Here is a 25153-nt window from a genome sequence, read left to right on the forward strand (position 1 = left end):
GTGCGGAAGGTGGGACTTGAACCCACACGCCCGAAGGCACAGGAACCTAAATCCTGCGTGTCTGCCGATTTCACCACTCCCGCGGGGGAGTGCTCAGTCTACCGGGGCCGGTTCGGCGACGCCTGCGCGCGCGTGTGCTGCTGACGCGTGGGCGTCGGTGCGAGGCATCCGCGGGGAACCGCCGATCACCCAGTAACCGACGCCGACGATCAGGGCACCGCCGACGAGGTTGCCGAGGCCGACCCAGAGCAGGTTCGTGCCGAAGAGGGCCCAAGTCGCGTTCGGGTCGCCGGAGAAGAGGCCGATGCCGTAAGTCGTCATGTTGGCGACGACGTGCTCGAAGCCGGAGGAGATGAAGGCGAGGATCGCGGCGAAGATCAGGAGGATCTTCGCGACGTCGGAGCGCACCCGCGCGCACATCCAGATCGCGAGGCACACGAGCATGTTGCAGAGGATGCCGCGGACGAAGAGCTCGACGGGCCCTTCGGATGCCTTGGCCGCGAGCATGTCGGAAAGCATCTGACCTGCAGCGGCGTTTGCGTGCAGCACGCCCGAGGCGACGATGAGGGCGGCGAACACGAGGGCACCGACGAGGTTGGCGACGAGCGTCGCCACGAGCACGCCGAGCGCGCGCCACGGTCCGATCGCGCGCATCAGTGCGCCCTGGGGGAGGATCATCATGGCGCTCGTCAGGAGGTCTGCCCCCGCGAAGACGACGAGGGTGAGGGCGACGCCGAAGACGAGGCCGCTGACGAGCTTCGCGAGTCCGTCGCCCGCGGCGATCAGGGGGCCGGCGGTGGCGACCATGAGAATCACACCGATGCCGATGTAGGCGCCGGCGAGCATGCCCGACGCGAGGAAGCGGCCGGGGGAGCGCAGCGCGTCGGACTTGTGGACGGCGGCGGCCGCCTGCGCGTCGAGGGTTTCGGGGATGCTCAGCACGGTCACGCAGTCTACTTGTGGTCTGACCACAGGGTCAAGGTGTGGCTGTGGATAACTCCGGCAGGCGGCGGCTGGTCTTGTGAGGATGCCGGGGTGAGCTTCGCCGCATCCGTCCTCCCCGCCCCCGTCGTCGACGCGGTGGCCGAGCGGGTGCGCGGCAGGCTGCGCGACGAGCAGGTCGACCCGGTGCGCCAGCCCGGCCGCGCCGCCGAGATCGCCGACGCCGAAGTGCGCCGGCACAACGACTTCGCCCTCGCCCGCGGGCTCGAAGACATCGACGACGAAGCCGCGTGCGTGCGCGATGTGCTCGCCCGCGTCACGGGATACGGGTCGCTGCAACCCCTGCTCGACGACCCCGAGGTCGAAGAGATCTGGATCAACGATCCGCAGACGATCTTCGTCGCCCGCGCCGGGCGCAGCGAGCGGGTGCCGCTCCGGCTCAGCGCCGATGCCGTGCGCGACATCGTTGAGCGCATGCTGCACGCGACCGGGCGCCGGGTCGATCTGAGCCAACCGTTCGTCGATGCGTCACTTCCGGACGGGTCGAGGCTGCACGTCGTGATCCCGGATGTCACGCGCGCGCATTACGCCGTCAACATCCGCAAGTTCCTCGCCGCGCGCCGGACCCTCGACGATCTCGTCGACGCGGGTGCTCTGCCCGCGCACATCGCCGCGATGCTGCGCGAGGCGATGGCCGACGGGCGCAACGTGCTCGTCTCGGGCGCCACGCACGCCGGAAAGACGACCCTCCTCGCGGCGCTCATCGGAGCCTGCCCGCCCGAGCACCGCGTCATCACGGTGGAAGAGACGTTCGAGCTCGCGGTGACCGCCCCCGATGTCGTGGCGCTGCAGGGGCGTCAGCCGAGCCTCGAGGGAACCGGCGCGGTGAGCCTGCGCCGACTCGTGAAAGAGGCGCTGCGCATGCGCCCCGATCGACTCGTCGTCGGCGAGGTGCGCGACGCCGAGGCCCTCGATCTGCTCCTCGCGCTGAACACGGGTGTGCCGGGTTGCGCAACCATCCACTCCAACTCCGCCGACGACGCGCTCCGCCGACTCGCGGCGCTGCCGTTGCTGGCCGGCCGCAACATCGACGCGGGCTTCGTGGTGCCCGCGATCGCGACCGGCGTCGACCTCGTCGTGCACTGCCGACGCAGCGCCGACGGACACCGCCACGTCGAAGAGATCGTCGAGACGACCGGCCGCGTCGACGGCCAGCTCGTCGAGACCCGCTCGGTCTACCGGGCGGGGCGTAGCGCCGAGCGAGCGCGGGTCGCGTCATGACCGTCGTCTGGGGCGCCGTGCTCGCGGCCGGCGTGTTGCTCACCGCCTCGCCGTGGCTGTGGCCTACGGGTGAGAAGACCTCGAGCCCCACGAGCGACGGCCGCCTCGCCCGGCTGCTGCAAGAGGCGGGTTTCGCGCACGCGCCGACGGCGCGACCCGGGGTGATCGCCGCCGTTCTCGCGGCGGTCTGCGCCTCGGCGGCGTGGCTGGTGACGGGCCTCCCCGCCGTTGCGCTCGTCGCCGGTGCAGCCGGCGCGGCGGCGCCGTTCTCGTGGCTGAAGGCGCGAGCACGGCGGCTGCGCCGCTCGCGCCGCGCGCTGTGGTCGGATGTCTGCGACCTTCTCGTCTCGGCGGTGCGTGCCGGCATGTCTCTCCCCGACGCCGTCGCGGCGCTGGCGGTCAGCGGACCGCCCGCCCTGCGCGGGGCGTTCTCGCGGTTCGCGGCCGACATGGCGGCATCCGGTCACTTCGACTCGAGCGCCCTGCGCCTCAAGGCGACGCTCGCCGATCCCGTCGCCGATCGCATCATCGAGACGCTCCGCATGGCCCGGCACGTGGGAGGCACCGAACTCACGAGCGTGCTGCGGGCTCTCTCGTCGTCGGTGCGGGCGGATGCCACGCTCCGCGCCGAAGTCGAGGCTCGGCAGTCCTGGGTGCGCGGTGCCGCCGTCGTCGGCGTCGTCGCGCCGTGGATCGTCCTGGGGCTGCTGGCGATCCGGCCCGAGGGCGCCGCGGCCTACTCCACTCCCGCGGGCGTCGTCGTCGTGCTCGCCGGGGCGGTCGTGTCTGTGCTCGCGTATCGGCTCACGATCCGGCTGGGGCGCCTGCCCGAACCGCAGCGGTGGTTCGGATGAGCCCGGTCACGGTCGCCGCCTGCGCGGTCATCCTCGGCGCCGCCTTCGCCGCGGGGGCGCTCCTCATCGCGCAGCGCATTCCGCGGTGGGCCGCGCCGAGCCTCAGCCGCCGCATCGCGCCGTACGTGCGCGATGTGGCCGACCCGGTGGGGCTCACGCCGCTGCATCCCCTCCCCGCATGGCAAGGGTGGCGCACGGCGCGCGACCGACTGGCCAGAGGGTGGGGCGGCGGCGCCAACGGCGACGCGCTGGCGCAGCGGCTGCGGCAGGCAGGGCTCGCGCCCGATGTCGTCGGGTTCCGCGCCACCCAGTTGGGTTGGGCGGTCGCAGGGCTGGCTCTGGGCGGTGTGCTCGCCGTCGTCCTCACCCTCAGTGGGCGCGGCGGGCTCGTCGCCGTACTGCTGCCGCCGCTCGGGGCGGTCGCGGCGATCGTCATCTGCGAGCAGCGGCTCACGACGCGCGCCCGGCGCCGCATCGCGCGAATCGACGACGAACTGCCGACCGTGCTGGAGTTCCTCGCGCTGTGCCTCGCCGCCGGTGAGGGCCTCCGCGACGCGCTGCGGCGCGTCGGCGAGGTCGGTTCGGGCGTGCTGACCGAAGAGCTGCGGGCCGCCGTGCTCGCCAGCGGCACGGGCTCGAACCTCTCCGACGCGTTGCTCGGCCTCGCCAAGAACGTCGACGTGCCCGCACTGTCGCGTGCCGTCGAGCACCTCGTCGCGGCGATGGACCGCGGTGCGCCACTCGCGCAGGTGCTGCAGGAGCAGGCCGTCGACGCCCGCGAAGACGCCAAGCGTGCACTCATCGAGTCGGCCGGCCGCAAAGAGATCCTCATGCTCCTGCCGCTCGTCTTCCTCATCCTTCCCCTGTCGGTGCTGTTCGCCGTGTTCCCGGGGATCGTCATGCTCAAGCTCGGAATCTCATGACCGGCGACGGTCGGAAGGAGGCGGACATGATCCGCACGGTATGGGGACGGCTGCGCGCCGCCCTGACAGACACGATCGACGACGAGCGCGGCGACGTTCCCGGCTGGGTACTCGTCACGCTCATGACGGCGGGGTTGGTCGTCGCGATCTGGAGCCTCGCCGGGCCGGCACTGGCCGACCTCTTCGAGCAGGCCCTCAGCCGCGTCTCGGGGCTCTGACCCGCGATGCGGTGCCTTGAGCGGGAGAGCGCGCGCAGCGGCCGCGACCTGAGCGATGAGACCGGTTCGGCGCCGGTCGAGTTCGTTCTCGTCGGGCTGCTGCTCACGGTGCTGACCCTCGGGGTGCTGCAACTCGCGCTCGCGGTCTACGTCCGCAACGTCGTGCACGACGCGGCCGTCGAGGGTGCCTACCACGGCGCTCTCGCCGACACCGAGCCCGCCGACGGCGCCGTACGCACGACGCGGCTCATCAGCGCCGCGGTGGGCGGGGCGTTGGATGCCCAGGTCAGCGCCGTGGCGACCGACGGTGCCGCAGGCCCCGAGGTGCAGGTCACGGTGGTCGCGACATTCCCGCTCGTGGGACTGCTGGGCATCCCGTCCGGAATGGAGGTGACCGCGTATGCGCCGCGTGAGAGCTTCGACTGATCTGCCCGCGACCCCGGAGGCGGGCTCGGTAGCGCAACACATGACGGGCGACGGCCAGGGCTCCGACGAGGGCTCGGCCGCACTGGAGTTCATCCTCGTCGGCCTCGTGCTGCTCGTGCCGATCGTGTATCTCATCGTCGCGCTCGGTTTGATCCAGGGGCAGTCGCTCGGTGTCGAGACGGGCGCGCGCCAGTTGGCGCGCACGATCGCCGAATCGCCCGACGCGGCGACCGCAGACGCCCGCGGAAAGCGCGTGCTCGACGCGATCGTCGCCGAATACGGCCTCGACCCCGCCGCGGTGAGCGTCTCGATCGACTGCGACCGATCGTCGCCCGAATGCCCCGCGGCCGGCGCGATGCTGTCGGTCACCGTGCGCACCTCGGTGCCGTTGCCGCTCGTTCCCGCGGTGCTCGGCCTCGACCAGCTCGCCCGCGTGCCCGTCGAGGCGGCCTCGGTGCAGCGCGTGTCGCGCTTCTGGGGAGTGGCGCCGTGACCACGCGCACACCCGACGCCGACGCCCCCGACGACGAGGGCTCCGTGCTGCTCCTGACGCTCGGTTACGCCTTGCTCGCGATCGCCCTCGTGCTCGTGTGCGTCGACTCCACGAGTCTGTATCTGACGCAGAAGCGGGCGGATGCCGCGGCCGACGCCGCTGCGCTGGCGGGGGCCGACGGCTTCACCCTCACCGTCGACGGCGGCTCCGCCTCGGCGCGGCTCACCGACGAGGGCGTGTACGACCAGGCATCCGACATCATCGACGCGCTCGGCACGGCCACGCTCGTCGAGGCCGGCACCCCCGACGGCGTCTCGGCGCGGGTGCGGGTCGAAACCGTGTGGCATCCACCGGTGTTGACCGTGTTCGTTCCCGACGGATGGACGATCGAGGCCACGGCGACGAGCCGCACGGCGCTTCGCTGAACCGGCGCAAAGCGACGCCGCGTCAGTCGGGCGAGCCCGGCCGCGCCCGCGGCACGAAGCGCGGCACCCAGCGCACGAACGCCGCTGCGCCGAGCAGGCCCACCACGCCGATCGCCCCTGTCGCGACCGAGAGCGAGAACGCCGCCGACAGCGCGGAGAAGAGCAGTGGGGCGATCGCTCCGCCGGCATCGGTGAGCGTGCGCCACGACCCGAGGAAGGGCGCCGGGTCGTCTTGCGGGGCGACGTCGGCGCCGAGGGTGAGCAGAATGCCGCTCGAGAGGCCGTTGCCCACACCGAGCACCGCGGCGAAAAGGGCGTACCACATCGCCGCCTGTGGCAGATCGTGCGTGAACGAGAGCGCGAGAAATCCGAGACCCATGAGGATCATCGCGGGAAGGGCCGCCCAGAGCCGCCCGAAGCGGTCCATCACCTGGCCGCTCGCGTAGAACAGGGCGAAGTCGATCGCGCCCGACACACCCACCACGAGCGCGATGGTCTGCGCGTCGAGACCGATCGACACGCCCCAGAGCGGCAGGACCACTTGGCGCGCCGACCGCACCGCCGACAGCGACGCGGCCGCAATGCCGAGCCGCGCCAGCACGCCGCGGTGCAGCCACATCGTGCGAAAGACCCCGACGCGTTCGGGGGTGGGGATCGCTCCGGTGACCGGCTCGCCCGAGTCTTCGGCGATGCGCGGGTCTCGGGCGCTCGCCCGCGGCGCCGCGACCTGCAGCTCGGGGTCGGGGCCGAGCAGCACCAGCAGCACCGCGCCGATGAGACACACCCCGAAGAACCACACGGTCGCGTGCTCGTCGCCGAACACGCCGATCAGCAGCGCCGCGAGGAACGGGCCGACGAACATGCCGAGTCGGAAGGTGCCGCCGAGCAGCGACAGCGCGCGCGCACGGAACTCGAGCGGCACCCGGGTGGTCATGAACGAGTGCCGCGCGAGGCCGAACGCGGCGGCGCTCAGCCCGATGACGAAGACGGATGCCGTCAGCACGAGCAGGTTCGGCGCGAGGGCGAGCCCGACGACGCCGAGGAGCGCGACGACGCCGCCCACGGCCATCGTCACCCGTTCGCCGATGCGGGCGACGGCCCACCCGGCAGGGAGGTTTCCGAAAAGTTGCCCGACGACGAGCGCCGAGGCGACAAGCGCCGCCGTCGGAACATCGGCGCCGAGGTTCGCCGCGAAGATCGGCAGCAGAGGGATGACCGCGCCCTCGCCGAGGGCGAAGAGCACCGTCGGGCCGTAGATCACCGGGGCGAGCCGGCGGATCATCCTCCGGATCGACTCGGGGGTGGAGGCATCCGTCATCCCATCCACGTTAGTCTGGACTGTCATGCTTGATTTCGATCCCTCCGCCGACATCCAGGCCCTGCGCGCCACGTTCTCCGACATCGCGGCGGTGGTCGACGTTCCGGCGCTCCGCGCCGAGATCGACCGGCTCTCCGAAGAGGCCGGCGCCCCCGACCTGTGGGACGACGTCGAGAAGGCCCAGAAGGTCACGAGCGCCCTCAGTCACCGCCAGGCCGACCTTAAGCGGGTCACCGACGTCGAGCAGCGTCTCGACGATCTCGACGTGCTCGTCGAGCTCGCCCTCGAGATGGACGACGAAGACACGGCCGCCGAGGCGCGGCGTGAGATCTCCGACCTGCAAGAGGTCATCGGCCAGCTCGAGGTGCAGACGCTCCTCGACGGCGAGTACGACGACCGCCCCGCGGTCGTGACGATCCGCTCGGGTGCGGGCGGCGACGACGCCACCGACTTCGCCGAGATGCTGCTGCGCATGTACCTGCGCTGGGCCGAGCGGCACAAGTATTCCGTCAAGGTCATGGACACGTCCTACGCCGAAGGCGCCGGCATCAAGTCGGCGACCTTCGAAGTGGATGCCCCGTATGCCTACGGCACCCTGTCGGTCGAGGCCGGCACGCATCGCCTCGCACGCATCAGCCCCTTCGGCGGCGCCGACAAGCGCCAGACCTCGTTCGCGGCGGTCGAAGTGATCCCCGCGCTCGAAGAGGCCGTCGAGGTCGAGGTGCCCGAGAACGACATCCGCGTCGACGTCTTCCGCTCGTCGGGCCCCGGTGGCCAGTCGGTCAACACCACCGACTCCGCTGTGCGCATCACGCACCTTCCCACCGGCCTCGTCGTCTCGATGCAGAACGAGAAGAGCCAGATCCAGAACCGTGCCGCCGCGATGCGCGTGCTGCAGACCCGCCTGCTCCTGCTCAAGCGTGAAGAAGAGGCGGCGAAGAAGAAGGAACTCGCCGGCACGATCACGGCGAGCTGGGGCGACCAGATGCGCTCGTACTTCCTCTACGGCCAGCAGCTGGTGAAAGACCTGCGCACCGGCTACGAGGTCGGAAACCCCGCCGTCGTCTTCGACGGCGACCTCGACGGCCTGATCGCGGCCGGCATCCGCTGGCGCAAGCGCAAAGACGACGACGACTGACGCGCCGCGGGAACCGCGACGCGCGGGCGCGTCGCCCGGCATCCCGCGCCCGCCCGCTTAGGCTCGTCGGGTCATGATCCGGTTCGAGCACGTCACCAAGAAGTACCGCGGGACGAACAAGCCGGCGCTGAGCGACGTCGACTTCGAAGTGCAGCGCGGGGAGTTCGTCTTCCTCGTGGGCGCGTCGGGGTCGGGCAAGTCGTCGTGCCTGCGCCTCATCCTCCGCGAGGACACCCCCAGCGAGGGACGCGTGGTCGTGCTCGGGCGCGACTTGCACACCCTGTCGACCCGCAAGGTGCCGTACTTCCGCCGGCACATCGGATCGGTGTTCCAGGACTTCCGGCTGCTGCCGAACAAGACCGTCTTTCAGAACGTCGCCTTCACTCTGCAGGTGATCGGCTCGTCGCGGGCCTACATCCAGCAGGCGGTCACCGAGGCGCTCACCCTCGTCGGCCTCGACGGCAAGCAGAAGCGCCTGCCGCACGAGCTCTCCGGCGGTGAGCAGCAGCGCGTCGCGATCGCCCGTGCCATCGTGAACCGGCCGCAGATCCTGCTCGCCGACGAGCCGACCGGAAACCTCGACCCCGCCACCTCTATCGACATCATGCAGTTGCTGGCCCGCATCAACGAGGGCGGCACGACCGTGGTCATGGCCACGCACGAGGCCGGCTTCGTCGACCAGATGAAGCGACGGGTCATCGAGCTGAAGGGCGGCGTGATGGTGCGCGACGACCGCCATGGCGGCTACGGCGACCGCTCGTCGCTGCCCACGCTCGCCCCGCAAGAGGAGAAGGGCGCCGCGGCGACCGCTGCCCTCACCGCGGTGCTCGAGCTGCAGCGCGAGATCGCCGCATCGACCGTCGACGGCACGACCGCCGTCCCCGCCGCCGCGGTGGCCGAGGCGGTCTCAGACGCGGTCGCGGCTTCGGCCGTCGCAGCCGCAGTGGCCGTCGCCCCGGAGGTGTCGCCGCCGCTCACGCAGCCGCCTCTCACGCGAGAGCCCGCCGACGCGCCGCCGTCCGAGCCGGCTCCCTCTACGCGCCCCATCCACATCGCCGCGCCCGCCGTAGAGATCGAGGGTCTCGACCTCGACGGTCTCGGCGTCGCCGACCGGCTGGGCCTGGCATCTGACGACGACGAAGTGGGGCCGACCTCGTGAGAGTGCGCCTGATCCTCGCCGAGGCGCTTTCGGGCCTGCGGCGCAACGCCTCGATGGTGATCTCGGTCATCTTGGTGACCTTCGTGTCGCTGACCTTCGTCGGTGCGGCGATGCTCATGCAGATGCAGATCGGCAAGATGCAGTCGTACTGGGCCGAGCGCGCGCAGGTATCGATCGTGATGTGTCGCGACGATTCCACGGCCACGACCTGCGCCGACGGCGCAGCGAACGACGAGCAGCGCCAGGTCGTCGCAGACCGCCTCGCGAGCCCGGCGCTCGAGGGGATCGTCCGCGATGTGCGCTTCGAATCGGCCGACGAGGCGTATCAGAACCTCATCGCGCTCTACGGTGACGAGTACAAAGACTATGTGACACCCGCACAGCTGGGCGACACCTACTGGGTCGGGCTCGTCGACCCGGGCAAGTCCGATGTCATCACCGAGGCCTTCACCGGCACGCAGGGCGTCGAGGCGGTGAAGAACCAGATGCAGTACCTCGAACCGCTCTTCTCTGCGCTGACGATCGCCACCTACATCGCGGTCGGCATCGCCGTGCTCATGCTCATCGCGGCGGTGCTCCTGATCGCGACGACCATCCGGCTGTCGGCGTACGCGCGACGACGCGAAGTCGGCATCATGCGACTGGTCGGTGCGTCGAACAGGTTCATCCAGACACCATTCATCCTCGAGGGCGTGTTCGCCGCGTTCATCGGTTCGGTGCTCGCCGGCGGCGCCATCCTCGCGGGCGTGCACTTCGGTGTCGAAGGCTACCTGCAGGGTCGGGTCACCTTCATCACCGACTGGGTGAATGTGTGGGATGCCGCGGTCGTGATCCCCATCATCATCCTGATCGGTCTCGTGCTCGCCGCGCTGTCGGCCGGCTTCGCGATACGCCGCTGGCTGCGCGCCTGACGAGGGGCGCTGCCCCGTGAAGGGGTAGACTGACGGGCTGCCGTGTCTGCGGCATCCGGATCAAGGAGTCACCATGCCCAGGGAACGCGGGGAGAAGGTCGTTGCGACCAACCGTCGCGCGCGCCACGAGTACGCCATCGAGAAGACCTATGAGGCGGGCCTGGTGCTCACCGGCACCGAGGTGAAGTCGTTGCGCGAAGGGCGCGCCAACCTCAGCGACGGTTACGCCTACATCGACGGTGAGGAGGCCTACCTCGATGCCGTGCACATTCCGGAGTATTCGCAGGGGCACTGGACGAACCACTCGTCCAAGCGCACGCGCAAACTGCTGCTGCACAAAGCCGAGATCATCAAGCTCTCGCACGCGATCAGCGCCGGTGGCTACACGCTGATCCCGCTGAAGCTGTACTTCTCGGACGGGCGCGCGAAGGTCGAGATCGCGGTCGCGAAGGGCAAGCGCGAGTACGAGAAGCGCCAGACCATCCGTGAGCGCGAAGACAAGCGCGAGGCCGAACGGGCGATGCGCTCTCGCAATCGACTCGGCGACTGAGTCCGGCGCACCGCGGCCGGCGTGCAGACCCTCAGCTCGCGGTGAAGCGCGCTTCGACGGCGGCGGTGACGACGATGTCGGCCGGGCGGAAATCGACGGCGGGCGCCGCCATGTCGGCCGATGCGGCGCGGGCAAACATGCGCGGTGCCGGGTTCGACGACGCGCCGTTACCGAGCAGGCCGGTGTCGGCGATCTCGATCGGGGTCACCGCGCTCTTGCCGAGAGCGGTGGCGTAGGCGGTCGCCCGTTCGATGGCGACGGCGACCGCACGCGTGGCCGTCTCGCGCTCGATCCGTGCGGTGGTCTCCGGGGTGAGCTCCCACTGCACGGCGCCCACCTGCAGGCCGTCGACGGCCGCGACCGTGTTCAGCCAGTCAGACAGGGCGAGGGTGTCGGTGAACGTCGCCGTGATCTCGACCGAGGCGTGATGGACGAGGTCGAGTTGCTTCCCGTCGGCATTCCACGGCCGGTCCGACCAGACCGAGGCGCGCTGACTCGACCAGTCGGCGACGGAGCCTGCGTCTTTGCGTGAGGCGAGCCCTGTGCGCACGGGCTCGGCGAGGGCGGCGAGGCGTTCGACGACCTCGCCGCGGGCGGCGCCGTCGACCGAGGCATTCACGTGCGCGACGGCCCGCTCGGGGGCGACACGGGTCTGCGCTTCTCCGCGCACGGTGAGGGTGACATGGCTCATGGGGTAGACTGTAACGCTCGGATGCTTCGGCACCCGAGCATGCAACTCCACAGTGTGACAGTGGCTCACCCTGCCGCGAGGCCGAAAGGCTGACAGGCTCCAGGGGCTGATCGGTTTCGACAGCGCCTGTGACGCTGCGGGAAGCGGGCCGAGGATGCAGGGTTATCTCGTAAACGATCTCTGCGAACCAATAGTTGCCGATGCAAAGCGCAACGACTTCGCCCTCGCTGCCTAAGCGAGTCCGATAGTCCGTCAGACCGTGGGTGATCCCGCCACGGACCCTGGCGTCATCTAGGGATCTTGCTGTGTGACGGGGTCTCGACGTCACGCGGGACTCTTCTGAGACTGGGCTCGTCGACTTAGGTGTCTGTGACAAAGGTCGGAGCCGAGCAGAACGTCTCCACAGACTGCGCCCGGAGAAGACGCAGCATTTCAGCGCTGGACGGGGGTTCGATTCCCCCCAGCTCCACGACGCCGCTGTCACACGATATGTGGATGCCACGAAGGCCGAGCCCGCGCAGGGCCCGGCCTTCGTCGTGTGCGGCCCCCGTCAGCTCGCGGGGCGCTGGATCAGCAGGAGGCTCTGCTTGAGGTCGGCGACCGTCACCCAGCCGTCACCGAACTCGTAGGTCATGCCGTACCCGTTCTCGTCGGTGGTCGGGGCCTGCGTCGGGTCTTCGGTGATGTAGACGACGTCGCCGCTCTCTTCGCGCCGCCAACCCTTGGCTTCGAGCCCCCGCTGCATCGACGCGGCCTGGTCGGTGGTGATCGGCGCCCAGCCGAAGATCATCAGGTTGCCCGACGGCACCGCGTAGTCGGCCCAGGTGCACTGCAGCCCCTTGGTGAGGGTCACTCCGCCGGCGGCGAACGGCGTCTCTTTGGCCGTCCACCCCTTCGCCTGCAGCTCGGCGAGCAGGTCTTCCTGCACGAGGTTTTCGCACGTCACGGCTTCGGCCGTCGTCGTCGGCGATGCCGTGGGCTCGGTGACGACCTCGGTCGGGGCCGTCGTCGGGGCATCCGTGCCGACCGTCTCTGTGGGGGCGGGTGCGGCGCTCGTGCTGCAGCCGGTGAGGAGCATCGCGGCGAGGCTCAGAGAGGCGACGGCGGCGAGGACGGTGGAGCGGGTGCGGGGGAGGGTCATCGTGTGGGTCCGGTCGGGGAGGGGGTGGTGAGGAGGGCGAGGAAATCTTCGTGCAGGGCGCCGTTGGTCGCGAGCGACGAGCGCGAGGCGATGCTGTCGGCGCCGTCGATGTCGGTGAAGCGGCCGCCCGCCTCCATGACGATCGGCACGAGAGCGGCGATGTCGTACTCTTTGACGCCGAACTCCGCGACGAACTCGAGGCGCCCCTCGGCGAGCAGCATGTATGGCCAGGTGTCGCCGTAGCCGCGATCGCGCCAGACCGCACGACTGAGCCGCAGCAGATCGTCTGAGCGGCCCACCTCGTCCCACTGGGCGATGGACTGGAAGCTGACGCTCGCATCGGCGAGGTTCGTCACGCCCGACACCGCGAGGCGCGCCGGTTCGCCGTCGGGGGTGTTCGTCCAGGCGCCGAGCCCTGTCGCCGCCCACCAGCGCCGCCCGAGGGCGGGCTGGCTCGCCACGCCGACGCGCGGCACGCCGTCGATCGCGAGGGCGATGAGGGTCGTCCACATCGGGATGCCCTTGAGGTAGTTCGCGGTGCCGTCGATGGGGTCGATGATCCACTGCCGCGCCGGGTCGCCGCTCGTGCCGAACTCTTCGCCGAGCACGCCGTCACCGGGGCGCTCGGTCGAGAGGATGCCTCGGATCGCGCGCTCCGTCGCGAGATCGGCCTCGGTGACGTGCGTCGCGTCGGCCTTCACCTGCACGTCGAGGTCGGCGGCGTCGAAACGGGCCATCGTGACCGCGTCGGCCGCGTCGGCCAGTCGCAGCGCGAGAGCGAGATCGTCCGTCAGGTCGCCGTCGAAGGGCGCGTTCCACGAAGCAGATGCGGCGGGGGAGGTCACCTCACCAGAATACGGGGCGCCGCATGCTCGATTGGCGATGAACGCCGTCGTGATGGTAACGTTGTCCCTCGGTTCGCCCCACTGGTTTTCACCGGATCAGGCGGCCGCGGAACGCACCTCTAGCTCAATCGGCAGAGCAACTGACTCTTAATCAGTGGGTTCTGGGTTCGAGTCCCAGGGGGTGCACCGGTGAGAAACACCCGGTAGGAATCCACGGATTCTGACCGGGTGTTTTCCTTTGATCGCGAAGGGATCTCCCGCGGCGCCGCACGATGCCGGAGCGGCGTAGCAGCCACGAGAACGGCCCCGGATCACTCCGGGGCCGTTGTCGTGAACTTCGATCGGTGGGTCAGGCGGCGTCGCCCACGAGCACGGCGGCCGCCTCTTCGGTGGCATCCGCTTCGTGCACGTCGATTCTGCGCAGGGCGCGGCGACCGAACAGGATCACACCGGCCGAGATCAGCACCGAGACCGCGGCGAAGCAGAACGGCACCGAGGCGTTGAAGGCGTGCCACAGGGCGGCGGCGATCGGCGGGGCGGCGGCGCCGCCGAGGAAGCGCACAGCCGAGTACGACGACGACGCGACCGAGCGCGGCAGGTCGGTGGCCTCCATGACCGATTCGGTGAGGATCGTGTTCATCAGGCCGAGCAGCAGGCCGCCCACGATGATGCAGGCCACGAGCGCCGGCGCCGATTCGACGACGAGCGCGGCGACGATCAGGTCGATGGCCAGCAGGGGCAGCACGATCAGCATGGCGGTGCTGCGCTTCATGGTTCGAAGGAGCACCGGCGCGACCCACACGCTCGTGACGGCGAGCGCGACACCCCAGCCGAAGAACGTCAGGCCGATGCCCATCGCCCCGAACCCGAGCGGGAAGGGCGAGAACGCGAGCAGCACGAAGAACCCGATGTTGTAGAACAGCGCGGCGATCGCGAGCACCGCGAGCGCCGGCTGGCGCAGCGCCCGGAACGGAGCCGAAAGAGGCACCGGCGTGCGCTTCTCGCCCGAGTTGCGGACGAGCGCGAGCACCGCGATGAACCCGATCGCCATGAGCACGACGACGCCGAAGAACGGGCCGCGCCAGCTGATCTCGCCGAGCACGCCGCCAACGAGGGGGCCGATCGCGATGCCGAGGCCGAGGGCCGCTTCGTAGAGGATGATCGCGGCCGATGACCCGCCCGAGGCGGCGCCGACGATCGTCGCGAGCGCCGTCGAGATGAACAGGGCGTTGCCGAGACCCCACCCGGCGCGGAAGCCGATGATCGCGTCGACGCTGCCCGACAGGGCGCACAGCAGCGCGAACACCACGATCAGGCCGAGACCGATCAGAAGCGTCGCCTTCGTGCCGATGCGTGAGGAGATCCAACTCGTGAAGAGCATCGCGACACCCGTGACGACGAGGTAGCTGGTGAAGAGCATCTCGGTTTCGACGGGGGAGGCCTGCAGTGATTCGGCGATCGCGGGAAGGATCGGATCGACCAGCCCGATGCCCATGAAGGCGATGACACAGGCGAAGGCGACCGCCCACACCTGAGCGGGCTGGCGCCACACGCTGACCTTCGCGGCGGCGCTCATCGGGTGACCTCCGCCGTGCGCGTGCGCGCGTCGACGACGTCGGCTGCGCGACGGATCGCGGCCCAGTCGTCGGCGTCGAGATCGCTGAAGCGGGGGGCGAGGGCGGCACCGAGCACCTGAATCCACTCGTCGAGCGCGGTGAGGCCCGCCGGAGTCACCGACACGACCGTGGCCCGCGAGTCGTGCTCGTCGTGCCCGCGTTCGAGCAGCCCCGCCTCGGTCATCTGCGCGACGAGTCGCGTCATGCCGGGCTGGGTCACGCGGCTCAGCGCAGCGAGGTCGCCGATGCGCTGCGGGCCGTGCTCGCGCAGCAGGCTGAGTGTGCGCCACTGCGCCGCCGGCGCTTCGTTTCGGGTCTCGAGCGAGGCGACGCGCGCGAGCGCGTGGGCCCCGAGGACGAGACGAAGGAGATCGTCTTCGTTTTGCATACCGCCAGTATATACCGCAGGTATGTAATGACGGATGCCGCCGCGCGGTTACCGGATCGTGATGGATGCCGCGCGTGCTGCATTTGACACGGACCGGCGGCCCGAACAAGATGGCACTACCTGAATCACATCTCAGGTCTACCTTCCAACGGTGAAAGGCACGCACATGCGGGTTACGAAGAAGTTGCTCCCTGGGGTCGTGATGGCATTCGCCGCCACGGCCGCCCTCGCCCTGTCGGCGTGCGCGCCGACCGCGGCCACCCCCGACGCCTCGGGCTCGGGCGCCGCCGGCCCCGCCGACATCACCGTCGGCGTCATCACGAGCGAAACCGGACCGCTCGCCGGCTACGGCAAGCAGTACCTCGACGGCTTCAAGGCCGGGCTCGACTACGCCACCGGCGGCACCAACGAGGTGGGCGGCACCAAGATCACCGTCGACTACCGCGACGACGCGGGCGACCCCGACACCGCCGTCGGCGCCGCGAAGGAGCTCATCGGCTCGGGCGTGAACATCCTCGCCGGCAGCGCCTCGTCGGGCGTCGCCGCCGCGGTCGCCGAGCAGGCCGGGCAGAACAAGGTGCTGTTCATCTCGGGCCCCGCCGCCGCCGACGCGCTCACCGGCATCAACGGCTACACGTTCCGCAGCGGCCGCCAGTCGGCGCAAGACGTTGCGACGGCCGGCACCTTCCTCGGCGACGTCAAGGGCAAGAAGATCACGGTGCTCGCCCAGAACAGCGCCTTCGGTCAGGGCAACGTCGCCGCCGTCACCGCCATCCTCGGCGGCAAGGGTGCGACCGTCGAGAGTGTGCTGGTCGCCGAAGACGTCACCGAGTTCACGCCGTTCGCCCAGCAGGTGCTCGCCGGCACCCCCGACCTCGTGTTCGTGGCGTGGGCCGGAGCGACCTCCGGCGCGATGTGGCAGGCGATGAGCCAGCAGGGCGTGCTCGACGCGGTGCCGGTGGTCACGGGCCTCGGCGACTCGGCGACATTCGGTGCCTACGGCGAGGCATCCGAGAAGATCAGCTTCCTCAACTACTACTTCCCGGGAGCACCCGACAATGACGTGAACACGGCGATGATCGACGCGGTCGAGAAGGCCGGCGGCACCCCCGACCTCTTCACCCCCGACGGCTTCAACGCCGCCATCATGGTCGTGCAGGCCATCAAGGAGGGCAAGGGCGACGTCGACGCGATGGTGGCATCGCTCGAAGGCTTCACGTTCGACGGCCCCAAGGGCTCGCTCACGGTGCGCGCCGGTGACCACGCCCTGCTGCAGGACATGTACCAGGTGAGGCTCGTCGCGGACGCCGGATCGTTCATTCCGGAACTGGTCAAGACCGTCCCGGCGGACGACGTCGCCCCGGCCGAAGCGCAGTAGACGCGCACGAGCGAGGCATAGCACCACGATGAGCACCCCACTCCCGTCCGCGCTCAGGATCGAAGGCCTCGGCCTGAAGATCGGCGGCGCCACCATTCTGAAAGATGTCGATCTCGACGTCGCACCCGGCAGCATCGTCGGCGTGATCGGCCCCAACGGAGCCGGAAAGACCACGTTGTTCAATGTGATCTCCGGTGTCGCGCGGCCCACCGAGGGTCGCATCGTGATGGACGGCGACGACATCACCCGCAGCTCCGTTCCGGAGCGGGCGCGGGCGGGACTGGGGCGCACGTTTCAGACCTCGAGCCTCTTCCCACGGCTCAGCGTGCTCGAGAACGTGCGCCTGGCCGCCCAGGTCTCGCTCGGCGGCAACTATTCGCTCGTGCGATTTCCGCGCCGAACGGATGCCGCGACAGCCCACGCCCTCGAGCAGCTGACCAAGGTCGGACTCACCCACAAACTCGACACCGCCGCCGGCGACATCTCGCACGGCGACAAGCGCAAGCTCGAGATCGCGGTGCTGCTCGCGACGCGCTCGAAGATCGTGTTGCTCGACGAGCCGATGGCGGGCGTCGCCTCGGGCGACGTCGCCGGCCTCGTCGACAACATCCGCGACCTGCAGCGCGAAACCGGGTGCACGGTCCTCATGGTCGAGCACCACATCGACGTGCTCATGGGTCTCGTCGAGCGCGTCGCCGTCATGTACGCCGGCTCGATCATCGCTTTCGACACCCCCCAGAGGATCATGGAGAACACCCTCGTGCAGAGCGCCTACCTCGGTCGGGCGCAGGGGAGCGCGGCATGAACGCCCCCGCGCCGACCCCGATCCTCACCGTCTCGCACCTGAGCGCGTCGATCGCCGGCCAGCAGGTCGTCGAAGACGTCAGCTTCGAGGTCCCCGCCACCGGCATCACCGCGGTGCTGGGGCGCAACGGCGTAGGCAAGACGTCCACGATCCGCGGCATCCTGGGGCTCATCCACCGCCAGGGCGAGGTCACCCTCGCGGGCGAGCGGATCGACGGCCTGCCCACCCACCGCATCGTGCAGCGCGGCGTCGGGTACGTGCCCGAAGACCGCGAGGTCTTCGCCGGGCTCACCGTCGCCGAGAACCTCGCCCTCGCGGAGCGCGGGTCGCGCCTGCGCGGCGAGGCCAACCCGCGGCGCGCCTTCGTCGCCGAACTCTTCCCCGACCTCGTCGCGCGGCGCGCGCAGCAGGCCGGCACGTTGTCGGGCGGGCAGCAGCAGATGGTCTCCGTCGCCCGCGCGCTGCTCAACGACAACCGCATCCTGCTCGTCGACGAGCCGACCAAGGGGCTCGCCCCCAAGATCGTCGACGAAGTCGCCGACGCGCTCGAAGAGGCATCCACGATCGTTCCGATCCTGCTGGTCGAACAGAACCTCGACGTGGTGCGCCGCCTCGCGACCAGCGCCGTCGTCATCGCCGGTGGGCGTGTCGTGCACACGGGGCCGGCACGCGAGATCCTCGACGACGAGGCGCTCACGATGCGCCTGCTCGGCGTCAGCGCGGAGGCCCACGCATGAGCAGCATCGTCCTGATCCTCATCACTGGCATCGGCCTCGGTGCGCTGTACTTCCTCGTCGCCTCGGGCCTCAGCCTCATCTACGGCCTCATGCACGTGTTGAACTTCGCGCACGGCGCCTTCCTCACCCTCGCCGCACTCGTCGGCTGGCAGGTCGCCCGCGCGCTCGGCACCGAATCGTGGGGCTCGTTCCTCGCCTCGGTGCTCGTCGGCGCCGTCGTCGGTGCGATCTTCGCGACCCTCACCGAACTCGTGCTCATCCGTCCCCTGTACGAACGTCACATCGAGCAGGTGCTCGTCACGGTCGGGCTCTCGTTCGCCGCGGTCGCGCTGTTCGAGGGGATCTGGGGCACGGATGCCATCACGGTGGCCGGCCCGAGCTGGCTGAAGGGCACCACCGACGTGCTCGGCGCCCGCATCCCGAACACCTACTGGGTGCTCATGATCGCGGCGGCGCTCGTGCTCGTCGCCCTCGTGCTGTTCCTCAAGAAGACGCGTTACGGCATGATCATCCGCGCCGGCGTCGAGAACCGCGCGATGGTCACCGCGCTCGGCATCGACGTACGGCGCAGCTTCACCCTCGTCTTCGCGATCGGGGGCGCGGCAGCCGGCATCGGCGGCGTGCTCGCGATGCACTACACGACGTTCGTCTCGGCGCACCTCGGTGCGACGCTCCTGATCTTCGCCTTCATCGTCACGGTCATCGGCGGGCTCGGCTCGCTGACCGGAGCCGCGATCGCCTCGGTGCTCGTCGCCGTACTGCAGCAGTTCGCCAACGTCTATCTGAACGGCACGGGCGACTTCATCGTCGTCGCCCTGCTCGCCGTCGTCCTGCTCGTGCGACCGAGCGGCCTCATGGGGAGGAAAGCATGACCGTCACCACCGGGGTGCCCACCCTCGTCCGCGGCCGCGCCGGCCGGTACCTGCCGTTCGTCGCGGGCGCCGTGCTCGTCGTCTTCATGGCGCTGCTGCCGCTCTTGAACATCTCGATCCCCGGCATCCTGCCCGGCGCCACCTACACGCCCGGCACCCTCGCGCTGCTGTCGCTGTGCATGGTGTTCGCGGCGCTCGCACTCTCGTACAACCTGCTGCTCGGCACGGGCGGCATGCTGTCGTTCGGGCACGCGCTCTACTTCGGAGCGGGTGCGTACGGCCTCGGCATCGCCCTGCAGTACCTCGGGGTGCCGCTCTGGCCGGGCGTCATCATCGCCCTCGTCGGCGGGCTGGCGATCGCCCTGTTCACCGGCGCGATCTCGATGCGTGTGTCGGGCATCCCGTTCGCGATGGTGACCCTCGCCTTCGCCCAGGCGGGATCAGTGCTCGTGCGCCGCAACCAGCAGATCACCGGCGGCGAAGAGGGCATGCGCCTGCCCACCGCGCAGGTGCCCGAGTGGCTCGTCGGGGTGGTCAACACGCGGAACCTCTACTGGGTGACCCTCGCCGTGCTCGTGATCGTCTACCTCGTCGTGCTGTGGGTCGACCGGTCCCGGCTCGGCCACCTCGCACAGGCCACGCGCGAGAACGAGCTGCGCGTGCAGGTGCTCGGGCTGAGTCCTTACCGGGCGAAGCTGACGGTGTTCGTCGTGGCGGCGCTGTGCGCCTCACTCGCCGGCGTCGCCTACATGCTGCTGCAGTCGGGCACGCAGCCCTCGAGCGTCGGAGCCGACCTGACGATCACCGTGCTCGTCATGGTGGTGCTCGGTGGCGTCGGATTCCGCTGGGGTGCGATCGTAGGCGGTGTGCTCTACACGATCCTCGATCAGCGCCTCACCGTGCTCGCCCGCGCCGACTGGATCCACGCCCTGCCCGACGTGCTGCGCATCCCGCTCTCCGAGCCGCTGTTCATCCTTGGCGCGCTGTTCATCCTCGTGGTGATGTTCCTGCCCGGCGGCATCGCCGGCACCGTCGACACGTGGGTGCGGCGCCGCCGCGGTGAGCGCACCCGCTCGCCGCTTCGCCAGCTCGCCGACGTCGACGAGAAGCTCGACGAGCCCGTCGAGGTGAAGTTGTGAACGCGCAGGCTGAGCGCGAGACGGATGCCGGGGCGCGCGGCACCGCGCTGGATGCCGACCCGCGCGGCGCCGCACACGCCGATGGCAGCGCCGAGCCCGACGGCGCGCACACCATCGGCCGGTGGCTCACCGACCGTGCCGCCGCCTCACCCGATCACCCGGCGATCGACGACCGCGGGGTGACGATCGGCTACGCCGACCTCGAAGAGCGCGCGTGCGAGCTCGCCTTCGCGCTCCGACGCGCCGGCTACGGACCGGGCGACCGCGTCGCGACGATCTCGGGCAACTCGATCGACCACGTTGTCGCGTTCTTCGCCTGCGCGAAGAGCGGCGTCGCCTTCGTGCCGCTGTCGTGGCGTCTCACGCCGCGCGAGCTCGCCGACGTGCTGGAACGCTCCGAGCCGGCCCTGGTGCTCGTCGAAGACGAATACGAGGGCATCGCCGCCGAAGCGCTCGATCGCACCCCGGGGCGCCCGTCCGTCACCGTCCTGGGGACGACCGGTGTCGAGGCATCCGTGCCCGATCGCGTCGGGCCCGCCGTGCCCGCGCGGGCCGTCCGCGACGACGACGCGCTGCTCGTCATCTACACGTCGGGCAGCGAAGCGGCGCCCAAGGGCGTCGTGCTCACGCACGGCAACTGCTTCTGGAACAACCTGGCCCTCGCCGGTGCGCAGCAGCTCACCGCCGACGACGTCGTGCTGTCGATGCTGCCGCAGTTCCATGTCGCAGCCTGGAACTGTCAGCCGCTGCTGGCATGGTGGGTGGGTGCCACGGTCGTCCTCGAGCGGTCGTTCCAGCCGCGTCGTGTTCTTCAGCTTCTCGCCGAGCGGGGGTCACCGCGATGATGGGCGTTCCCACGCAGTACCGTCTGCTCGCCGACGACCCCGCGTTCGCGCAGATCGCCTCGGGGCCGCTGCGCCAGGTGCTCGTCGGGGGAGCGACGGTGCCCCACGAGCTCGCCGCGCGGTGGGCCGCCGCAGGTGCTCCGCTGACCCAGGGCTACGGACTGACCGAAGCGGCGCCGAACGTGCTGTGCCTTCCGGCATCCGACAGCGCGCGCCTGCCGGGCGCCGTCGGGCGCCCCTACCCGCACGTCGACGTCTGCGTCGCCGACCCGTCGACCGGACTCGTGCTCGACGGCCCCGCGACGGGCGAGCTGTGGGTACGAGGGCCGAGCGTCTTCGCCGGCTACCTGCACGATCCCGACGCGACAGCGCGCACGAGGGTCGGTGATTGGCTGCGCACCGGCGACATCGTGCACCGCGACGACGAGGGCATCTTCCGCGTCGTCGACCGGCTGAAGGACATCTTCATTTCGGGCGGTGAGAACGTCGCGCCCGCCGAGGTCGAACGCGCGCTCGGCCTGCACCCCGCCGTCGCCGAAGCCGCGGTCGTCGGTGTCGCCGATCCCGTGTGGGGTGAGCGGGGCGTCGCGTTCGTCGTGCGCGCCGAGGGCCGCACACTCGGCGAGGACGAACTGCTCGCGCACGCGCGCACCGAACTCGCCGGGTTCAAAGTGCCCGTGCGCATCGCCTTCGTTGACGCGCTGCCGAAATCGACCATCGAGAAACTCGCCCGCTCCCGCCTGCGCCGACGCGCGGCGGAGCTCGTGAAGGGGAACACCGCATGACCACGACCGAGCAGTTCGACCAGACGGCGCCGTTCGGTGCCGACGCGTCGCTCGCACCCGTCGCAGCGCTGTCTGCGACGGGCAAACCCCTCACCAAGCGCGGCGAAGCGACCCGGCGCAAACTGCTCGAAGCGGCAGAGGAGGTGTTCGCGGGTCTCGGGTACCACGAGGCATCCATCGTGAAGATCACCGAGCGCGCCGGCATCGGCCTCGGCACGTTCTACCTGTACTTCGACAGCAAGCAGCAGATCTTCGAAGAGCTCGTCGTCGACCTGAACCGGCGGGTGCGGCACTCGATGGCCGAGGCGATGGCGGGGGCCAGCAACCGCATCGACGCCGAACGCGCCGGGTTCGAGGGGTTCTTCCGGTTCACGGCCGCCCACCCCGCGCTCTACCGCGTCGTGCGCGAGGCCGAGTTCGTCTCACCCGACATGCTGCGGCTGCACTATACGCGCATCGTCGAAGGCTACGAGGCCGGTCTGCGCGCCGCGCAGCACGACGGCGACGTCGACGCGGCGCTCGACCCCGAGGTGACCGCGTGGGCCCTCATGGGCGCAGGCGAGCTCATCGGCATGCGCTTTCTGCTGTGGGAACGCGACGGCGCGGGGCGCCCGCCCGAGGCGATGCCCGACGAGATCATCGACCACATGATGCGGTTCATCCGCAATGCCCTCGCCGTGCGCGGCGACGCGACAGAAGGAGCGACGGATGCCTGAGTACGACCTGCAGGGCCGCCGCGCCCTGGTCACCGGCGGTGCGAGCGGGATCGGACTCGCGTGCGTGCACGAGTTCGCGGGGCGCGGGGCGACCGTCATCGTCGCCGACTTCAACGCCGACGCGGCGCACGAGGTGGCGGACGCCGTCGGTGGAGAAGCGTGGGTCGTCGATCTCTCCGACACCGCGGCCCAAGAAGAGCTGGCTCTCGACGTCGACATCCTGGTGAACAACGCCGGCATCCAGACCGTCGCACCCATCCACGAGTTCGACCCCGACCGCTGGCGCTTCATGCACCGGTTGATGGTCGAGTCGCCGTTCCTGCTCATCCGCGCCGCGCTGCCGGGCATGTACGAACGCGGCTGGGGCCGCATCGTCAACGTCTCGAGTGCGCACGGGCTGCGCGCGAGCGCCTACAAGTCGGCGTACGTCGCGGCCAAGCACGCACTCGAAGGGCTGTCGAAGGTGACCGCGCTCGAGGGCGGCCCGCATGGCGTCACGAGCAACTGCATCAATCCGGCGTATGTGCGCACCCCGCTCGTCGAGAAGCAGATCGCCGATCAGGCGGCGCTGCACGGCATCGCCGAGAGCGAGGTCGTCGAGAAGATCATGCTCACCGAGACGGTCGTCAAGCGTCTCGTCGAGGCCGACGAGGTCGCCTCGCTCGCCGGCTGGCTCGTGTCGGATCGCGCCGGCATGGTCACCGGTGCGAGCTTCACGATGGACGGCGGGTGGACGGCGCGATGAGCAGGCCGGCGCGCGCCGTCGCCGTGCCCGTGCCGGGCGGTGACCTTCAGGTGGGGGTGTGGGATGCCTCTGACGCGGGCGAGCCCGGTGGCGACGCGCCCACCATCATGGCGATCCACGGCGTGACGTCATCGCACCTCGCGTGGGAGCTGCTGGCGGAGCAGCTGCCGGGAGTGCGGATCGTCGCCCCCGACCTGCGCGGCCGCGGGCGCAGCAACGAGCTCGAGGGCGCCGCCGGTATGGTGCGGCACGCCGACGACCTCGCCGCCGTCTCGCGCGGGCTCGGCCTCGGCCCCGTCGTCGTCGTAGCCCACTCGATGGGCGCCTTCGTCGCGATGGTGTTCGCCGCGCGGCATCCCGATCTCGTGGCGCGGCTGGTGCTCGTCGACGGCGGCTTGCCGCTCGACGCGCCCGCCGGTCTCTCGCCCGACGAGCTCGTCGACGTGATCCTCGGCCCGACCGCCGCACGCCTCACCCTGCGGTTCGACTCGACGGCCGACTACCTCGACTTCTGGCGGCCGCACCCCGCGTTCCAGAACGACTGGTCTCCCGCGCTGGAGCGGTATCTCGCCTACGATCTCGTGCCCGCGGTGGGCGAGTCCAGCGCCAGTGGTGGCCTGCTTTTGCGGCCCGCGACGTCGTACGCGACGACGGTCGAAGACACGATCGACATGAACACGACCTCGACGATCGCCGACGCCGTCGCGGCGCTTCATCGCCCGGCGACCCTCGTCACGGTGCCGCGCGGTCTGCAGAACGAAGAGCCCGGGCTCTACCCCGAGCCGTATCTGCAGGGACTTCTCGCCGCGAATCCGGCGATCGTGCACGAGCGCTGGCCCGACTTCAACCATTACACGGTCGTGCTGAGCGACGCCGGCGCCGCGCGCCTGGCCGCGCTCGCCCGCCGTGAGCTCGCGCAGGCGCCCGCCGAGAGACCACTCGCGCGCTGAGACACCACCGCAAACGTGTTTCTCGGGCTTAAGGCTCAGCGCGCGCCCGCGGCGACGCGCGTGGAGAGCTGGTGCGCGTGGGCGAGCAGCAGCCGGCCGAGCTCGGTGATCCGCTCGGGCGAGAAGCGGAACTCCACCCCGGTGAGGCTCAGCGCCCACTGCGGGTGGCCCGTCTTCGTGAACACGGCAGCGCCGAGGCCGTAGCTGCCCTCGACGATGAGCCCGGGATTGAGGGCGAACCCGCGCGCCTGCGTCTCGCGCAGGCGCGCCCGCAAGCGCGGCTCGGCATGGGAAGACCCGTGCCGCTCGGCGAGTTCGGGGTGACGCTCGAAGTAGGCGTCCACATCGTGAGGCGGCAGGAACGCCAGGATCGCGAGGCCCGCCGAGGCGACACCGAGCGGAAAGCGCACGCCCTCCGACAGCACGAACGAGCGGATCGGAAAGCTGCCGTCTTCGCGGATCAGGCAGACGGTCTCGTCGCCGCGACGCACCGAGAGGAACGCGCTCTCTTCGGTGCGCACGGCGAGCGAGCGCACGATGTCGCGCGCGATGGCGGTGATGTCGTAGCGGGATGCCGCCACAGTGCCCATCAGGTACAACTCGGGCCCCGGCATCCATCTGCCCGTCTGCTCGTCTTGGTCGACGAGCCCCTCGTGGCGGAGGGCGCTCAACAGGCGGTGCGCCGTCGGACGCGACAGGTCGGCGCGACGGGCGAGCTCGGCGGCGGAGATACCCTCATCGCCTGCCCCCGTCACGAGCCGGAGGAGCGCGGCGGCGCGTGCGACCGCCTGCGCGCCCGGGACGGTTCTCGTGACAGCGGTGTCCATGATGTGGACACTACGCGCGAGAGCGACCACATGGC

General features: G+C 70.3%; 28 protein-coding genes, 2 tRNA genes, 1 other RNA gene and 1 pseudogene. 23 read left to right on the forward strand and 9 right to left on the reverse strand.

Annotated features, from left to right (window positions below; all coding sequences use genetic code 11):
* Nucleotide 1 precedes the first annotated feature (1 nt).
* Together G3N18_RS01375 and G3N18_RS01380 are read right to left on the reverse strand one after the other, a co-directional pair.
* A tRNA-Leu gene (locus G3N18_RS01375) sits at nt 2-83 on the reverse strand.
* A gap of 10 nt (nt 84-93) precedes the next feature.
* Complete coding sequence (locus G3N18_RS01380) at nt 94-948, reverse strand: formate/nitrite transporter family protein (protein ID WP_338038142.1); 855 nt, start codon at nt 946-948, stop codon at nt 94-96.
* A gap of 87 nt (nt 949-1035) precedes the next feature.
* Between G3N18_RS01380 and G3N18_RS01385 the strand changes: the two genes are divergently transcribed.
* From G3N18_RS01385 to G3N18_RS01415, 7 genes are read left to right on the forward strand one after another with little or no spacing between them, the layout of a single operon-like run.
* Nucleotides 1036-2223 (forward strand): ATPase, T2SS/T4P/T4SS family, encoded by a 1188-nt coding sequence (locus G3N18_RS01385; protein ID WP_196382529.1) that lies wholly within the window; start codon nt 1036-1038, stop codon nt 2221-2223.
* Nucleotides 2220-3077, forward strand: coding sequence for a type II secretion system F family protein (locus G3N18_RS01390; RefSeq protein ID WP_196382530.1), 858 nt, complete (start codon nt 2220-2222; stop codon nt 3075-3077). The genes G3N18_RS01385 and G3N18_RS01390 overlap by 4 nt, the downstream gene beginning before the upstream one ends.
* On the forward strand, nt 3074-4000 hold the full coding sequence (locus G3N18_RS01395; RefSeq protein ID WP_196382531.1) for a type II secretion system F family protein: 927 nt from the start codon (nt 3074-3076) through the stop codon (nt 3998-4000). Before G3N18_RS01390 ends, G3N18_RS01395 begins: the two co-directional genes overlap by 4 nt.
* 26 nt (nt 4001-4026) lie before the next feature.
* Nucleotides 4027-4218 (forward strand): hypothetical protein, encoded by a 192-nt coding sequence (locus G3N18_RS01400; RefSeq protein WP_196382532.1) that lies wholly within the window; start codon nt 4027-4029, stop codon nt 4216-4218.
* 6 nt (nt 4219-4224) lie between these two features.
* Nucleotides 4225-4644 (forward strand): TadE/TadG family type IV pilus assembly protein, encoded by a 420-nt coding sequence (locus G3N18_RS01405; protein ID WP_196382533.1) that lies wholly within the window; start codon nt 4225-4227, stop codon nt 4642-4644.
* Between the two features lie 40 nt (nt 4645-4684).
* Complete coding sequence (locus G3N18_RS01410; protein ID WP_230403725.1) at nt 4685-5137, forward strand: TadE family protein; 453 nt, start codon at nt 4685-4687, stop codon at nt 5135-5137.
* On the forward strand, nt 5134-5562 hold the full coding sequence (locus tag G3N18_RS01415; RefSeq protein ID WP_338038143.1) for a pilus assembly protein TadG-related protein: 429 nt from the start codon (nt 5134-5136) through the stop codon (nt 5560-5562). The genes G3N18_RS01410 and G3N18_RS01415 overlap by 4 nt, the downstream gene beginning before the upstream one ends.
* 22 nt (nt 5563-5584) lie before the next feature.
* Here the strand turns inward: G3N18_RS01415 and G3N18_RS01420 are convergent, their stop codons facing one another.
* A complete protein-coding gene (locus G3N18_RS01420; RefSeq protein WP_420827076.1) occupies nt 5585-6880 on the reverse strand; it encodes an MFS transporter in 1296 nt (431 codons plus the stop codon).
* Nucleotides 6881-6905: 25 nt separating this feature from the next.
* Between G3N18_RS01420 and prfB the strand changes: the two genes are divergently transcribed.
* From prfB to smpB, 4 genes are all read left to right on the forward strand, one after another.
* On the forward strand, nt 6906-8018 hold the full coding sequence (gene prfB, locus G3N18_RS01425; RefSeq protein WP_196382535.1) for a peptide chain release factor 2: 1113 nt from the start codon (nt 6906-6908) through the stop codon (nt 8016-8018).
* 73 nt (nt 8019-8091) lie between these two features.
* A complete protein-coding gene (gene ftsE, locus G3N18_RS01430; protein ID WP_196382536.1) occupies nt 8092-9177 on the forward strand; it encodes a cell division ATP-binding protein FtsE in 1086 nt (361 codons plus the stop codon).
* On the forward strand, nt 9174-10088 hold the full coding sequence (ftsX, locus tag G3N18_RS01435; protein WP_196382537.1) for a permease-like cell division protein FtsX: 915 nt from the start codon (nt 9174-9176) through the stop codon (nt 10086-10088). The genes ftsE and ftsX overlap by 4 nt, the downstream gene beginning before the upstream one ends.
* Before the next feature lie 73 nt (nt 10089-10161).
* On the forward strand, nt 10162-10638 hold the full coding sequence (smpB, locus tag G3N18_RS01440) for an SsrA-binding protein SmpB (protein ID WP_196382538.1): 477 nt from the start codon (nt 10162-10164) through the stop codon (nt 10636-10638).
* Between the two features lie 31 nt (nt 10639-10669).
* Here smpB and G3N18_RS01445 read toward each other — a convergent pair whose 3' ends face one another.
* Complete coding sequence (locus tag G3N18_RS01445) at nt 10670-11329, reverse strand: SIMPL domain-containing protein (RefSeq protein ID WP_196382539.1); 660 nt, start codon at nt 11327-11329, stop codon at nt 10670-10672.
* Between the two features lie 102 nt (nt 11330-11431).
* Between G3N18_RS01445 and ssrA the strand changes: the two genes are divergently transcribed.
* Nucleotides 11432-11801: a transfer-messenger RNA gene (ssrA, locus tag G3N18_RS01450) on the forward strand.
* A gap of 78 nt (nt 11802-11879) precedes the next feature.
* Here ssrA and G3N18_RS01455 read toward each other — a convergent pair.
* Nucleotides 11880-12470 carry a nitrate ABC transporter substrate-binding protein gene (locus G3N18_RS01455; RefSeq protein ID WP_196382540.1) on the reverse strand — a complete coding sequence of 197 codons (591 nt, stop codon included), beginning with the start codon at nt 12468-12470 and terminating at the stop codon, nt 11880-11882.
* Nucleotides 12467-13315, reverse strand: coding sequence for an inositol monophosphatase family protein (locus G3N18_RS01460; RefSeq protein ID WP_196382541.1), 849 nt, complete (start codon nt 13313-13315; stop codon nt 12467-12469). Before G3N18_RS01460 ends, G3N18_RS01455 begins: the two co-directional genes overlap by 4 nt.
* Nucleotides 13316-13428: 113 nt before the next feature.
* On the opposite strand from G3N18_RS01460, the gene G3N18_RS01465 reads away from it, so the two are divergent.
* Nucleotides 13429-13501, forward strand: a tRNA-Lys gene (locus G3N18_RS01465).
* Between the two features lie 163 nt (nt 13502-13664).
* Here G3N18_RS01465 and G3N18_RS01470 read toward each other — a convergent pair.
* Nucleotides 13665-14891 (reverse strand): MFS transporter, encoded by a 1227-nt coding sequence (locus tag G3N18_RS01470; protein WP_196382542.1) that lies wholly within the window; start codon nt 14889-14891, stop codon nt 13665-13667.
* On the reverse strand, nt 14888-15319 hold the full coding sequence (locus tag G3N18_RS01475) for a MarR family winged helix-turn-helix transcriptional regulator (RefSeq protein WP_196382543.1): 432 nt from the start codon (nt 15317-15319) through the stop codon (nt 14888-14890). Before G3N18_RS01475 ends, G3N18_RS01470 begins: the two co-directional genes overlap by 4 nt.
* A 166-nt stretch (nt 15320-15485) precedes the next feature.
* On the opposite strand from G3N18_RS01475, the gene G3N18_RS01480 reads away from it, so the two are divergent.
* The 10 genes and pseudogenes from G3N18_RS01480 to G3N18_RS01520 all read left to right on the forward strand — a co-directional run bounded on the left by G3N18_RS01480 (nt 15486) and on the right by G3N18_RS01520 (nt 24291).
* Nucleotides 15486-16697, forward strand: a complete 1212-nt coding sequence (locus G3N18_RS01480; protein ID WP_196382544.1) for a substrate-binding domain-containing protein — start codon at nt 15486-15488, stop codon at nt 16695-16697.
* Between the two features lie 28 nt (nt 16698-16725).
* Complete coding sequence (locus G3N18_RS01485) at nt 16726-17502, forward strand: ABC transporter ATP-binding protein (RefSeq protein WP_196382545.1); 777 nt, start codon at nt 16726-16728, stop codon at nt 17500-17502.
* Nucleotides 17499-18239 carry an ABC transporter ATP-binding protein gene (locus G3N18_RS01490; RefSeq protein ID WP_196382546.1) on the forward strand — a complete coding sequence of 247 codons (741 nt, stop codon included), beginning with the start codon at nt 17499-17501 and terminating at the stop codon, nt 18237-18239. Before G3N18_RS01485 ends, G3N18_RS01490 begins: the two co-directional genes overlap by 4 nt.
* Nucleotides 18236-19111, forward strand: coding sequence for a branched-chain amino acid ABC transporter permease (locus G3N18_RS01495; RefSeq protein ID WP_196382547.1), 876 nt, complete (start codon nt 18236-18238; stop codon nt 19109-19111). Before G3N18_RS01490 ends, G3N18_RS01495 begins: the two co-directional genes overlap by 4 nt.
* Nucleotides 19108-20250: a branched-chain amino acid ABC transporter permease gene (locus tag G3N18_RS01500; protein ID WP_196382548.1), complete on the forward strand. Its 1143-nt coding sequence runs from the start codon at nt 19108-19110 to the stop codon at nt 20248-20250. Before G3N18_RS01495 ends, G3N18_RS01500 begins: the two co-directional genes overlap by 4 nt.
* Nucleotides 20251-20429: 179 nt before the next feature.
* Nucleotides 20430-21385 (forward strand): annotated as a pseudogene (locus G3N18_RS01505) (long-chain fatty acid--CoA ligase); the annotation flags it as partial.
* Nucleotides 21386-21505: 120 nt separating this feature from the next.
* Nucleotides 21506-21880, forward strand: coding sequence for an AMP-binding enzyme (locus tag G3N18_RS15960; protein ID WP_338038159.1), 375 nt, complete (start codon nt 21506-21508; stop codon nt 21878-21880).
* On the forward strand, nt 21877-22596 hold the full coding sequence (locus G3N18_RS01510; protein ID WP_196382549.1) for a TetR/AcrR family transcriptional regulator: 720 nt from the start codon (nt 21877-21879) through the stop codon (nt 22594-22596). The genes G3N18_RS15960 and G3N18_RS01510 overlap by 4 nt, the downstream gene beginning before the upstream one ends.
* Nucleotides 22589-23341 carry a 3-hydroxybutyrate dehydrogenase gene (locus G3N18_RS01515; RefSeq protein WP_196382550.1) on the forward strand — a complete coding sequence of 251 codons (753 nt, stop codon included), beginning with the start codon at nt 22589-22591 and terminating at the stop codon, nt 23339-23341. Before G3N18_RS01510 ends, G3N18_RS01515 begins: the two co-directional genes overlap by 8 nt.
* Nucleotides 23338-24291, forward strand: a complete 954-nt coding sequence (locus G3N18_RS01520) for an alpha/beta hydrolase (RefSeq protein ID WP_196382551.1) — start codon at nt 23338-23340, stop codon at nt 24289-24291. The genes G3N18_RS01515 and G3N18_RS01520 overlap by 4 nt, the downstream gene beginning before the upstream one ends.
* A gap of 35 nt (nt 24292-24326) precedes the next feature.
* On the opposite strand, the gene G3N18_RS01525 is transcribed toward G3N18_RS01520, so the two are convergent.
* Nucleotides 24327-25118 carry an IclR family transcriptional regulator gene (locus G3N18_RS01525; protein ID WP_196382552.1) on the reverse strand — a complete coding sequence of 264 codons (792 nt, stop codon included), beginning with the start codon at nt 25116-25118 and terminating at the stop codon, nt 24327-24329.
* Between the last annotated feature and the right edge of the window lie 35 nt (nt 25119-25153).

Origin of the sequence: Microbacterium paulum (assembly GCF_015707995.1) — a bacterium.
In the GTDB taxonomy this organism is placed as follows: domain Bacteria; phylum Actinomycetota; class Actinomycetes; order Actinomycetales; family Microbacteriaceae; genus Microbacterium; species Microbacterium paulum.